Below are 14,483 nucleotides of genomic sequence, written 5' to 3'. Positions count from 1 at the left end.
ACTTGGCGCGCTCGGCCCGATCTGTCCCCAGGCCGGCGCGACTGTGGACAACCGCGCCGGAAACCCTCTTCCCGGCCGGTTTCGTCGGGCGTGGCCGATAGACTGGACCGGGGTCAGCCCCCAGGGACGGGTGGGGACCGCCCGGTGGGTCAGTCGAGGTCGAGTTCGTCGATCAGCGCGAACATCTCGTCGTCCGTCGCGGACTCCAGCTTCTCCTCGACCGCGGTGACCGTGGCGGACGCGCCGTTCACCCGGGCCAGCAGCTCCTGCAACCGCGTACCCAACGTCGATCGGGCCTGCGCGTCCGCCAGCAGCTCCGGCAACGCGAACTCGACGCGGTCCAGCTCGGCCAAGGCGGGCAGGATCGCCGCCGGGACGTCGGGAACCAGCTCGGAACGCAAATACTCCACCAGTACCGTCGTCGACGGGTAGTCGAACAGCAGCGTCGCCGGGAGACGCAGGCCCGTTGCCGCGCCGAGGAGATTTCGCAGCTCCACCGCGCTCAACGAATCGAAGCCCAGCTCGAGGAAGCCGCGGTCCGGCTCGATCGCGTCCGGGCCCGCGTAGCCCAGGACCGTCGCCGCGTGGGTGCGGACCAGGTCCAGCAACGCTCCGTCGCGTTCGGCCTCCGTCATCCCGGCCAAGCGGTGGGTCAGGCTGTCCACCGGGTCGGCGGGGGCGGCGCGGACCGCGCGGCGCACCGGGGTGCGGATCAGGCTACGGAGGATCACCGGGATCGCGTCCTCGCCGACGCGGTCGCGCATGGCCTCCACGACCAGGCGGACCGGCAGCAGCACCGCCTCGTCGAGCGTGCACGCGATGTCGAACAGGTCCAGTCCCTCGTCCGACGGCATGGGCTCGACGCCGCCGCGGGCGAGGCGGGAGAGGTCCGCGTCCGCGAGCTTGCCGGTCATGCCGCTGCGCTCGGCCCACAGGCCCCACGCCAGCGACAACGCCGGCAGCCCCTGCGCCCGGCGCACGTGCGCCAGCGCGTCGAGGAACGCGTTGGCCGCAGCGTAGTTCGCCTGGCCCGTGCCGCCGAACGTCCCGGCGAGCGAGGAGAACACGACGAACCCGGCCAGGTTCATCCCGGCGGTCAGCTCGTGCAGGTGCCAGGCCGCGTCGACCTTGGGCCGCAGCGCCGTGTCCAGCTGGCGGGTGGTCAGCGCGGACACGACGCCGTCGTCGAGGACGCCCGCGGTGTGCACCACCGCGGTCAGCGGGTGCTCGGCGGGCACCGCCGCCAGCAGCGCGGCCAGCGCGTCGCGGTCGCTGACGTCGCAGGCGGCCATCGTGACGTCGGCACCCCACGCCGTCAGCTCTTCGACCAGCTCTCGGGCACCTTCCGCCGACGGCCCGCGCCGGCTGGTCAGCACCAGCCGGCGGGCGCCGCGGGCGGTCACCAGGTGCCGGGCGACGAGCGTGCCGAGGGTCCCCGTAGCGCCGGTGATCAGCACCGTGCCCTCGGGGTCCCAAGCGGGGACCGGCGCCGGCGTGGTGGCCGGGACGCGGGCCAGGCGCGGCACCTGGATCGCGCCGATCCGGACCGCGACGTGCGGCTCGCCGCAGGCCACGGCGGACGGGAGCGCCGCGTAGGAGACTTCGCGGTCATCGAGGTCGACCAGCACGAACCGGCCGGGGTTCTCCGACTGCGCCGAGCGGACCAGGCCGACGACCGCCGCCGTCGCGAGGTCGGTGATGCCTTCGCCGACACGGGTCGCGATCGCGCCGCGGGTGACGAACACCAGGCGGGACCCGGCGAACCGCTCGCTCGCCAGCCAGCCCTGCACCTGCTCCAGCGCGCCGTGGGTGGCGGTCCGGACCGCGCGCGCGACGTCCTCGTCGTCGTGCGGGCCGCTGGTCACCACGACCACCTCGGGCACCGGGGCACCCGCCGCCACCGCCGCGCCCAGCGCGTCGAAGTCCGGGAAGGACTCCACCGGGACGCCGGCGGTGCCGAGGGCCTTGGTGACGCGGACACCGACGTCGTGCCCGACGACGGCCCAGCGTTCGGCCGCCGAGTGGCTGACCGGCGTGATCGGGGCCATCACCCAGCCCACCCGGAACAGCGACTCGTGGTACGCCGACCGCGCGACGTCGAGCTGCTCCGCGGAAACCGGCCGCAGGGTCAGTGCACCGATGGTGGCCACCGGCAGGCCGTCCTGGTCGGCGACCGCCAGGGCCACCGTGTCGTCGCCCTGCCCGGTGACGCGCACCCGCAGCGCCGACGCGCCGCCGGCGTGCAGGGTCACCCCCGACCAGGCGAACGGCAGCACCGCGCGGCTCTCGTCGCGCAGGGCGACGGTGTGCAGGGCCGCGTCCAGCAGCGCCGGGTGCAGGCCGAACCGTCCGGCTGCCGCCCGTTCCTGCTCCGGCAGGCCGACCTCGGCGAAGATCTCGTCGCCGACGCGCCAGGCCCGGTGCAGCCCCTGGAACGCGGGCCCGTAGGCGAACCCGTTGTCCGCGATGCGGTCGTAGAGGCCGCCGAGGTCGATCGGCTCGGCGTCGGCGGGCGGCCAGGTGCCGGTGAGGTCACCGGCCGCGGGGGCCGCCGCCGCGGCGAGCGAGCCGCTGGCGTGCGTGGTCCACGGCTCGTCTTCCATGGCTTCGTCGGCGCGGGAGTAGATGTCGATCGAGCGGGTGCCGAAGCGGTCCGGCCCGCCGACGGCGACCTGCAGCCGGACGCCACCCTGCTCCGGCAGCACCAGCGGTGCGGCGAGGGTCAGCTCCTCGACGCGTTCGCAGCCGACCTTGTCCGCCGCGTGCACGGCGAGTTCCATGAACGCCGTCCCCGGCAGCAAGACGCTGCCGAGCACGACGTGCTGGGCCAGCAGCGGGTGGCTGGTCGCCGACAGCAGGCCGGTGAACAGCGCGCCGTCCGACCCGGCCAGCGACACCGCCGCGCCCAGCAGCGGGTGGTCCGGTTCGCTGAGCCCGGCGCCGGTGACATCGCCGGTCACGGCCGGGGCGTCCAGCCAGTACCGCTCCCGCTGGAACGCGTACGTCGGCAGTTCGACGTGCCCGCCGCGGCCGAGCACCGCGGCCCAGTCGACGTCGGCGCCGGCCGTGTGCAGCCCGGCGAGCGCGGTGAGCAACGACCGTTCCTCGTCGTGTCCCTTGCGCAGCAAGGAACCCACGCTCAGCTCGACCGGTCCGGCGCAGTCCGGGACGAGCGCGGCGAGCACCGCGTCCGGGCCCAGCTCGACGAACCGCGTGACGCCGTCCGCGGCCAGCGCGCGGACGCCGTCGGCGAACCGGACGGCCTCCCGCACGTGCCGCACCCAGTACTCCGGCGTCGCGACGTCACCGGCCGCCACGACCGGAATCCGCGGCCGCTGGTAGGTCAGGCTCGCCGCGACCGCGGCGAACTCGGCGAGCATCGGGTCCATGAGCGGTGAGTGGAACGCGTGCGAGACGTCCAGGCGCTTGGTCTTGCGGCCCAGCGCGGCGAAGTGCTCCTTGAGCGCCAGCACGGCTTCGGTCGCACCCGAAACGACGACCGCTTCGGGTCCGTTCACCGCGGCCAGGGACACGCGTTCGTCGAGCAGCGGGACGACCTCGGCCTCGGTGGCCGCGATCGCCACCATCGCGCCGCCCTCGGGCAGCGCCTCCATCAACCGGCCGCGCGCGGCGACCAGCTTCGCCGCGTCGGCCAGCGAAAAGACTCCGGCGACGTGCGCCGCGGCCAGCTCGCCGATCGAATGGCCCGCGACGAAGTCAACGCGGATGCCCCAGGATTCGAGCAGCCGGAACAACGCCACTTCGAGGGCGAACAACGCGGGCTGGGCGAAGCCGGTCCGGTCGAGCCGGGCCGCGTCGTCACCGAACACGACGTCCCGCAGCGGAACCGGCAGGTGCGCGCACACCGCGTCGAAGGCGCCGGCGAAGACCGGGAAGCGGTCGTACAGCTCGCGGCCCATGCCGAGCCGCTGCGCCCCTTGGCCGGTGAACAGGAACGCCGTGCGCCCGCCGCGCGCGGTGTGCCGCCGCAGCCCGGCGGAGGGCCGGTCCACGGCGAGCGCGGCCAGCCCGTCTCGCAGCTCGGCGAGGCTCTCGCCGACGACGACCGCGCGGTGCCCGAACTTCGCACGGGCAGCCAGCGAACGCGCGACATCGGCGGTGTCCACTTCGGACTCCACGAACGTCAGCAGCCGCCGGGCCTGGCCGCGCAGCGCGGCTTCCGACCGGGCCGACACCGGCCAAGCGGTGAACCGTTGCTTCGTAACGGCTTCCCCCGGCTCGGGCAGCGACGGTGCCTCTTCGAGGATCGTGTGCACGTTGGTGCCGCTGACCCCGAACGACGACACCGCCGCGCGCCGCGGGTGGCCGTTCGCGGCCCACTCGACCGGCTCCGACAGCAGCTGGACGCGTCCGGCGGACCAGTCGACGTGCGGCGACGGCGTCTCGGCGTGCAGCGTCCGCGGCAGGACGCCGTGGCGCAGCGCCTGCACCATCTTGATGACGCCCGCGATGCCGGACGCGGCCTGGGTGTGCCCGATGTTGGACTTCACCGAGCCGAGCCACAGCGGCCGATCGCGGTCCTGGCCGTAGGTCGCGATGAGCGCCTGCGCCTCGATCGGGTCGCCCAGTGTCGTCCCCGTGCCGTGCGCTTCGACGGCGTCCACATCGGACGGTGCGAGCGCGGCGTCGGCCAGCGCGGCACGGATGACGCGCTGCTGCGCGGGCCCGCTCGGCGCGGTCAGGCCGTTGGACGCGCCGTCCTGGTTGACCGCGCTGCCCCGGACGACCGCGAGCACCGGGTGCCCGTTGCGGCGCGCGTCGGACAGCCGTTCCACCAGCACCATGCCGACGCCCTCGGCCCAGCCCGCGCCGTCGGCGTCCGCGGAGAACGCGCGGCACCGGCCGTCCGGGGACAGCGCGCGCTGCCTGCTGAACTCGACGAACGTGTCGACCGAGGAGATCACCGTGACGCCGCCGGCCAGCGCGAGATCGCACTCGCCCGACCGCAGGGCCCGGACCGCCCAGTGCAGCGCGACCAGCGACGACGAGCACGCCGTGTCGACGGTGACCGCCGGGCCTTCCAGGCCGAAGGTGTAGGCGATCCGGCCGGACGCGACGCTGCCCGCGCTGCCGGTCGCCAGGTGCCCTTCGAACTCGCCGGGCGCGTGCCGCAGCCGGCCGCCGTAGTCGTGGTAATTGGAGCCGACGAAGACACCGGTCTGGCTGCCGCGCAGCAGCGACGGGTCGATGCCCGCGCGCTCGACCGCCTCCCACGACGTCTCCAGCAGCAGCCGCTGCTGCGGGTCGATCGCGGGCGCCTCGCGCGGCGCGATCCCGAAGAACGCCGGGTCGAACTCGGCCGCGTCGTGCAGGAAGCCGCCGCCGCGCGTGTAGAACGTGCCGGGCTTGTCCGGGTCCGCGTCGTAGCGCCGTTCGACGTCCCAGCCGCGGTCGGCGGGGAACTCGCCGACCGCGTCGACGCCCTCGGCGACGAGCCGCCACAGGTCTTCGGGGTCGACGACCCCGCCGGGGTAGCGGCAGGACATCGCGACGATCGCGATCGGCTCGTCGGTGGCCGCGGCCACCGGGACCGCGGTCTCCCTCACGACTTCGCCGACCAGCTCGCGCCGGACGTGGCCGGCGAGCGCGACGGCGGTCGGGTGGTCGAAGACCAGCGTGACCGGCAGCCGCAGGCCGGTGGCCTCGCCGAGCCGGTTGCGCAGGTCGACGGCGGTGAGCGAGTCGAAGCCGAGGTCGCGGAAGGCGCGGCCGGGCTCGATCGACTCGGGTCCGGGGTAGCCGAGCGCCACCGCGGCCTGGGCCTGGATCAGCTCCAGGACCAGCCGGTGCTGGTCCTCCTCGCCGAGGCCCGCCAGGCGGTCGGCCCAGCCGGTTTCGACGGCTTCCGGCACCGCCGCTTCGGGGATGCCCAGCAGCGCGGCGCTCGGGCGGCCCTGGGCCAGGGTCTTGCGGTAGCGGTCCCAGCGGATGTCGGCGACCGCGAGCACGGTCTCGTTCTCGTCCAGGGCCTGCTGCAACGCGCGGATCGCCAGCTCGGGATCCATCGCGGGCAGGCCTTGCGCGGCCAGGCCTTCGCCGCGGCCACCGCTCCACGCGCCCCACGCGACGGACGTCGCGGGCAGGCCGGCGGCGCGGCGCTCGCGGGCGAGCGCGTCGAGGTAGGTGTTGGCCGCGGCGTAGCTCGCCTGGCCCGGCCCGCCGAGCGTGCCGGCCAGCGAGGAGAACAGGACGAACGCCGAGAGGTCGCGGCCGGCGGTCAGCTCGTGCAGGTGCCGTGCGGCGTCGGCCTTGGGCCGCAGCACGCCCGCGATCCGCTCGGGAGTGAGGCGGTCGAGGACGCCGTCGTCGAGCACGGCGGCGGCGTGCACCACCGCGGTCAGGTCCGGCAGCCCGGCCAGCAGCTCGGCCAGCTGTTCGCGGTCGGCGACGTCGCAGACCGCCACGGTCAGCTCGGTGCCGAGGTCGGCCAGCTCGGCGGTCAGCTCGGCGAGGTCCTGGGCGCGACGGCTGGTGAGGACCAGCCGCTCGGCTCCGGCGCCCGCGAGCCAGCGGGCGAGGTGCGCGCCGATCCCGCCGGTGCCGCCGGTGAGCAGCACCGTGCCGGACGGCCGCCACGGCGTCGTCGTGCCGCGGGCCGGGGCCGCGCGGACCACCCTGCGGCCGAAGACCCCGGAAGCGCGGACGGCGAGCTGGTCCTCGGGGCCCGGCGCGCCGAGGACCGCGGCGAGCCGGGCGATCTCGCGGGCGTCGAGGTCGGCCGGGAGGTCGACGAGGCCGCCGAAGCGCTGCGGGTACTCCATGGCCGCGATCCGGCCGAAGCCCCAGGTCAGCGCCTGCTCCGCGGTCCGGATCGGATCCGCGGCGCCGGTGCTGACCGCGCCGCTCGTGGCACACCAGAGCGGTGCGTCGATCCCGGCGTCGCCGAGGGCGTGCAGCAGCGTCAAGTTCGGCGTGAGACCGTCGCGGGCCAGGAGGGAGAGCACGCCCTCGCACGGGCCTGCCTCGCGAAGCAGCTCGGCGCACCGCTGACGGTCCACATCGGACGGAAGCACCAGCAGGCGCGCGCCGAGGCCGTCGGCGAGTTCCTGGGCGTCAGATCCGACCGGGGCGACGACGAGCCAGTTCGCGATGATCGTTCCGGACGCGATGGCCAGCGGGGTCCATTCGACGCGGTACCGCCAACTATCCACAGTGGACTCTGCTTGCCGCTTGACGCGCCAGGCGGCGAGCGCTTCGACGTCGGATCGCTCGACGGCGGCCCAGAACGCGTCGTCCAGCGAATCGGCGTCGCGGGCGGGGGCGTCCAGCCAGTAGCGCTGGTGCTGGAAGGCGTAGGTGGGCAGCGGGATCGTCGCGGCGCCCGGGAAGACCGGCGCCCAGTCGACGTCGACCCCGCGGACGTGCAGTTCGGCCAGCGACGTCCGGAACCGCGCCAGGCCGCCCTCACCGCGCCGCAGCGTGCCGGTCGCGACGGCGTCCGGGACGGCCTCGGCGATCGCGGACGTGACGACCGGGTGCGGGCTGACCTCGACGAACACGGAGTGCTCGCGCGCCGCGAGCACCTCGACGGTCTGGGTGAACAGCACCGGCTGACGCAGGTTGCGGTACCAGTACCCGGCGTCGAGCGACGCGGTGTCGATCGGCTCGGCCGACACCGTGGAGTAGAACGGGATCTCGCCGGTCCGCGGCTCGATCGCGGTGAGCACGTCGAGCAGTTCGCTCTCGATCGTTTCCACGTGCGCCGAGTGCGAGGCGTAGTCCACCGGGATCAGCCGGGCGCGGACGCCGTCGGCGACACACTGGGCCAGCAGTTCTTCGAGGGCCTCGGGCTCGCCGCAGACGACGGTCGAGGACGGGCTGTTGAAGGCCGCGATCGTGATCCGGCCGGCCCACTCGGGGAGGAGCTTCTCGAGCTGCTCGGCGCCGAGCGCGACCGACGCCATCCCGCCCCGGCCGGCAAGCCCGGCGGCGATCGCCTTGCTCCGCAGCGCGACCACGCGGGCACCGTCCACCAGGGACAGTCCACCCGCGACCACCGCGGCGGCGATCTCCCCTTGGGAGTGGCCGACCACCGCGTCCGGCGTCACGCCGTGAGACTGCCACAACGCGGCCAGCGAAACCATGACCGCCCACGACAGCGGCTGCACCACATCGACCCGGTCCAACGCACCTTCGCGCAGCTCGGAGAACGGCGACCAGTCGACAAAGGACTCAAGCGCCGCCGCGCACTCCGCGAACCGCTCCGCGAACACCGATGACGAGTCCACCAGGCCGACGGCCATGCCGGCCCACTGCGCGCCCTGGCCCGGGAAGACGAACACCGTCCGCCCGAGCGTGCCCGCCACGCCGGTCACCACCGACGCGCTCGGCGTTCCGCCGGCCAGACCGCCGAGCCCGGCCAGCAGCTCGTCGCGGTCTGAGCCCAGCACCACGGCCCGGTGCTCGAACGCGGTTCGCGTCGAGGCGAGTGACCAGCCGATGTCCGCGATGTCCGCGGCCGCGACGGCCGCCAGCTTCGAGGCCTGCGCCGGCAGACCGGCCGCCGAGCGCGCCGAAAGCACCCACGGCACCGGGCCGGCGACCGGCTCACGCTCGGCGGCGGGTTCGGGAGCGGGGTCGTGTTCCAGCACGACGTGGGCGTTCGTGCCGCCGACGCCGAAGGAGGACACGCCGACGCGACGCGGTCCCGGCTTGTCCGGCCACGGTGTCGCCGAAGTGAGCAGTTCGAGGGCACCGGAGGACCAGTCGACGTGCGGTGACGGGTGTTCCGAGTGCAGCGAGCGCGGCAGCACGCCGTGACGCATGGCCAGCACCATCTTGATCACGCCCGCGGCACCTGCGGCGGCCTGGCTGTGGCCGATGTTCGACTTGACCGAGCCCAGCCACAGCGGGGCTGAACGGTCGCGGCCGTAGGTGGCCATCAGGGCCTGGGCCTCGATCGGGTCGCCGAGGGTGGTGCCGGTGCCGTGTGCCTCGACGGCGTCCACCTCGGACGGTTCGAGCCCGGCCGCGGCCAGCGCGGAGAGGATCACGCGCTGCTGCGACGGGCCGTTCGGGGCGGTCAGGCCGTTGGACGCGCCGTCCTGGTTGGTCGCAGTTCCGCGGACCACGGCCAGCACGCGGTGTCCCTTGCGCTTCGCGTCGGAAAGCCGTTCGACGAGCAGCATGCCGACGCCCTCGGCCAGGCCCATGCCGTCGGCCTCGGCGGAGAACGGCTTGCTGCGGCCGTCGGCGGCCAGCGCGCGCTGGCGGCTGAACGCGACGAACGGCGCCGGGGTCGACATCACCGCGACGCCGCCGGCGAGCGCGAGGTCGCACTCCCCCGACCGCAGGGCCTGGCCGGCCAGGTGCAGCGCGACCAGCGACGACGAGCAGCCGGTGTCGATCGTGACCGCCGGACCCTCGAGCCCGAAGGTGTAGGCGACGCGGCCGGACGTCACGCTGCCGGTGCCGCCGGTGACCAGGTGGCCTTCGACGCCTTCGGGGACCTCGCGCAGCCGCTGGCCGTAGTCGTGGCCGCTGGCGCCGACGAACACGCCGGTGCGGCTGCCGCGGACGGCGGCCTGGTCGAACCCGGCGTCCTCGAGGGCTTCCCACGCGGCTTCCATGACGACGCGCTGCTGCGGGTCCATCGCCAGGGCTTCGCGCGGGCTGATGCCGAAGAAGCCCGGGTCGAACTCGGCGGCGTCGTAGAGGAAGCCGCCCGCGCGGGTGTAGCTGTGACCGGCACTGTCGGGGTCGGGGTCGTACAGCGCACCGGGCTGCCAGCCGCGGTCGCCGGGGAACTCGCCGATGGCGTCGGCCTCGGCCATCATCAGGTCCCACAGCTGCCGCGGGCTGCCGATGCCGCCGGCGAACCGGCAGCTCATGCCGACGATGGCCAGCGGCTCGTCGGTCGCCGTGACCGGCGCGGCCACCGCGGGTGCGGGCGCGCCGAGGACCTCGGTGCGCACGTGCCGGGCGAGGGTCGTCGGGTTCGGGTAGTCGAACACCAGAGTGGCGGACAGCTTCAGGCCGGTGGCCGCGGTGAGCCGGTTGCGCAGCTCGATCGCGGTCAGCGAGTCGAAGCCCAGCTCCCGGAACGCGCGGGAGGAGTCGACGTCCTCCGGCCCGGCGTAGCCCAGGACGGCGGCGGCGTGCTTGCGCACGAGCCCAAGCAGCTCGCGCTCCTGGTCCTCTTCGGACAGTGCGGACAGCTTGGCGCGCAACGCACCTGCCGCGCCCGTCTCCGCTTCGGTGACCTCCGATTCGGCGGCCAGCACGGCCGCGACCTCCGGCACCTCGGACAGCAGCGGCCGCGGGCGGGCGGCGGTGAAGACCGGGACGAACCGCGCCCAGTCGATGTCGGCGACGGCCAGGAACGGCTCGTCGTGATCGAGCACCTGGGCCAGTCCGAGCAGCGCCGGTTCCGGGGCCATGAACGGGATCCCGCGCCACTTGAGCTGGTCGGCGACGACGTCGGAGACCATGCCGTCGCCGGCCCAGATGCCCCAGGCGACCGAGGTCCCGGCGAGCCCGCGGGCGCGGCGGCTCTCGGCGAGCGCGTCGACGAAGGCGTTCGCGGCGGCGTACGCGCCGTGGTCGCCGCTGCCCCACACACCGGCGACCGACGAATAGAGGACGAACGCGTCGAGGCCGGCCTCGCCGAACAACGCGTCCAGGTGGCGGGCACCGGCGAGCTTCGCGCGGGCGCCCTCTTCGAACTCGGGCAACGTCGTCTCGGCGAGCGGGGCCAGCAGGCCGACACCTGCGGTGTGGACCACCGCGCGAATCTCCGACAGGCCGCTGACCAGCGAAGACAGCGCCTCGCGGTCGGCGACGTCGCAGGCGGCGATGGTCACCTCGACGCCCATCGCTTCGAGTTCTTCCCGCAGCTCGGCGGCGCCCGGCGCGTCGGGACCGCGGCGGCTGGTGAGCACGAGGTGCTCGGCGCCGCGGCCGACAAGCCAGCGGGCGACGTGCGCGCCGAGCCCACCGGTGCCGCCGGTGATCAGCGCGGTCCCGCTGGTCCGCCACTCGGGCGCGGTGCCCTGCAAGGGGGCGCGACGCAGGCGGCGTCGGTACAGCCCGGAGTCGCGGACGGCCAGCTGGTCCTCGTCGCCGATCCCGGTGAGCGCGGCGCAGAGCCGGGCGGCGGCGCGCTCGTCGAGGATCTCCGGCAGGTCGACCAGGCCGCCCCAGCGGTCGGGGTGTTCGAGGGCGAGCACCCGCCCGAGGCCCCAGGTCGTCGCCTGGCCCGGGTTCGGCGCCTCGTCGCCGGGCACGACGACGGCCGTTCCCTGCGTCGCGAGCCAGAGCGGCGCGGTGCTCCCGGCGTCACCCAGAGCCTGGGAGAGCAGGAGGTTCGCGGCCAGACCGGTGTCGAGTACCGGGTGCGTGGCGTGGGGGCGTTCGTCCAGCGCGAGCAGGGAGAGCACGCCCGCGATGTCGGTCTCGCCGCGCAGCCGCTCGGCCAGCGACGCGCGGTCGTCGGTCTCGTCGACCCGCAGGGTGCGGACGACCGCGCCCGCCTTCTCCAGGGCGTCGAGGCAGACGTCGGGCGCGTGCACGACCAGCCAGGTACCGGACAACGCGGGCGCCGGTGCGGTGACCGGCTGCCAGCTGATCCGGTACCGCCATTGGTCCACTGTGGACAGCTCGGTCCGGCGGTGCCGCCAGTCCGCCAGGGCCGGCAGCACTTCCTGCCACGGCGTTTCCGCGGTGACGCCCAGCTCGTCGGTGAGGGCGCCGTCCTCGACCGCGCTCCAGAACTCCCCGTCCGCCGCGGCGGTCTCGACCGGCGTCTCCAGCCAGTAGCGCTGCCGCTGGAAGGGATATGTCGGCAAAGCGACCGTGGCAGCCTGGGGGTAGACGGCCGTCCAGTCGACGTCGTGCCCCCGCGTCCACAGCTGAGCCACCGAGGTCAGGAACCGCGTCAAGCCGCCTTCGCCACGCCGGAGCGTGCCGACGACGGCCGCCGAACCGGCGTCGAGGACGTCTTCCAGGGTCTCCTGGATGCCGCCGCCGAGGACGGGGTGCGGGCTCGACTCGACGAAGAACCGGTGCCCGTCGGCGATGAGGGTCCTGGTGGCGTCCTGGAACCGCACGCGCTGCCGCAGGTTCCGGTACCAGTAGGCCGCGTCGAGCGTCTCGGCGATCTCACCGGTGACGCTGGAGACGAACGTGATCTGCGCGGCGCGGGGTTCGAGGTCCGCCAGGGCTTCGAGCAGTTCGGTTTCGAGGACCTCGACCACGGCGGAGTGCGACGCGTAGTCCACCGCGATCCGGCGCACGCGCAGTCCACCGGCTTCGGCGCGGGCCAGCACCTCCTCGACGGCGGCGACCTCGCCGGAGATCACCACGGACGCGGGTCCGTTGACGGCCGCGATGGACACACCGTCCGCGAGCAGCGTCGAGACCTGGGCTTCGGGCGCGGCGATCGACGCCATCGCGCCGAGGCCGGCCAGCCGGGCGGCGATCAGCTTGCTGCGCAGCGCGACGACCTTGGCGCCGTCGGACAGCGACAGCGCACCCGCGACGACAGCGGCCGCGATCTCGCCTTGCGAGTGCCCGACGACGGCGTCCGGCGTGACGCCGTGCGCCGCCCACAACGCGGCGAGCGACACCATGACCGCCCACGAAACCGGCTGGACGACCTCGACCCGTTCGAGGGCCGCCGCGTCACCGAGGACGTCGGCCAGCTTCCAGTCCACGAAGGCTTCCAGAGCCGATGCGCATTCGGCCATCCGGGCCGCGAACACCGGCGAGGACGCCAGCAGGTCCACGGCCATCCCGGCCCACTGGGCGCCTTGGCCGGGGAAGACGAGCACGGTGCCGCCCACGACCTGAGCTTCCCCGCCGACCACCGCGCCACCGGCGGCCGTGCCGGATTCGGCGATCTCGCGGACGCCCGCGACCAGCGCGGACCGGTCCCGGCCGACGACCGCGGCGCGGTGCTCGAACGCGGAGCGCGTGGCGGCCAGCGACCAGCCGACGTCGGCGATGTTCGCGTCCCGCAGCTCGGCCAACTCGGCAGCGCGGGCCTTCAGCGCGGTATCGGAACGGCCCGACAGCACCCACACCGCCGTGTCCACAGTGGACTCTCCGGCAGTCGAGGGCTCGTCGGGGACGCCTTCCAGCACGACGTGCGCGTTGGTGCCGCTGCCGCCGAACGACGACACCCCGGCCCGGCGCGGCGCACCAGTGTCGGGCCACGCCGTCTGTTCGGTCAGCAGGGAGACCGCGCCCGCGGTCCAGTCCACGTGCGGGGTCGGCTCGTCGGCGAACAACGTCTTCGGCAGGACGCCCGCACGCAGGGCGAGGACCATCTTGATCACGCCGGCGACCCCGGAGGCCGCCTGGGTGTGGCCGATGTTCGACTTGACCGTGCCGAGCAGCAGCGGCCGGTCGCGGTCGCGGCCGTAGGTCGCCTGCAGGGCCTGTGCCTCGATCGGGTCGCCCAGCTTGGTGCCGGTGCCGTGCGCCTCGACGACGTCGACCTGCTCGGGCGCCAGCCGAGCGTTGGCCAGCGCGGCCTCGATCACGCGCTGCTGGGAAAGCCCGTTGGGGGCGGTCAGGCCGTTCGACGCCCCGTCCTGGTTGATCGCCGTGCCGCGGATGACGGCGAGCACGGGGTGGCCGTTGCGGCGTGCGTCGGACAGCCGTTCCAGGAGCACGACGCCGACGCCCTCGCCCCAGCCGGTGCCGTCGGCGTCGGCGGAGAACGCGCGGCAGCGGCCGTCGGCGGACAGGCCGCGCTGGCGGCTGAATTCGACGAAGTTGCGGGGGTTGGCCATCACGGTGGCGCCGCAGGCCAGGGCCATCGAGCACTCGTCGTTGCGCAGCGCGGAAACCGCCAGGTGCAGGGCGACCAGCGAGGACGAGCACATGGTGTCGACCGTGACGGCCGGGCCCTCCAGCCCGAAGGTGTAGGCGAGCCGGCCCGACAGCACAGCGGCCGAACCGCCGGTGAGCAGCAGCCCTTCCAGACCTTCGGGGGCGGTGACCAGGCCACCGGCGTAGCCCTGGTTGCTGGCCCCGACGAACACGCCGGTCGAGCTGCCGCGCAGGGCGGCCGCGTCGAGCTTCGCCCGTTCGAAGGCCTCCCAGGTGGTCTCCAGCAGCAGGCGCTGCTGCGGGTCCATCGCCACGGCTTCGCGCGGGGAGATGCCGAAGAACGCGGGGTCGAACTGCGCGGCGTCGGTCAGGAAGCAGCCGTCGCGCACGTAGCTGCGGCCGACGCGCTCGGGGTCGGGGTCGTAGAGGTCCTGGTCCCAGCCCCGGTCGGCCGGCCACGGCGAAACGGCGTCCCGGCCCTCGGCGAGCAGGTCCCACAGCTGGTCCGGCGTGGTGACGCCGCCCGGGAACCGGCAGCTCATCGACACGACGGCGATCGGCTCCGCGCGGCGCTCGGTGACGTCGTGCAGGCGCCGGTTGGCCAGCTTCAGGTCGGCCGTGACCCGCTTGAGGTAGTCACGGAGCTTGTCCTCGTTGCGCATCTGCGTCCGCTCCTGGTTTCCGCT

General features: G+C 74.4%; 1 protein-coding gene. It reads right to left on the bottom strand.

The window, feature by feature from the left end:
• Nucleotides 1-149 precede the first annotated feature (149 nt).
• Nucleotides 150-14,459, bottom strand: coding sequence for a type I polyketide synthase (locus tag OG738_RS25075; RefSeq protein WP_442875952.1), 14,310 nt, complete (start codon nt 14,457-14,459; stop codon nt 150-152).
• Nucleotides 14,460-14,483 lie beyond the last annotated feature (24 nt).

The sequence above is a fragment of the Amycolatopsis sp. NBC_01488 genome, from assembly GCF_036227105.1.
Lineage (GTDB): Bacteria > Actinomycetota > Actinomycetes > Mycobacteriales > Pseudonocardiaceae > Amycolatopsis.
The sequence above is the reverse complement of the archived record's forward strand: the minus strand, read 5'-3'. Positions and strand labels throughout refer to the sequence as shown.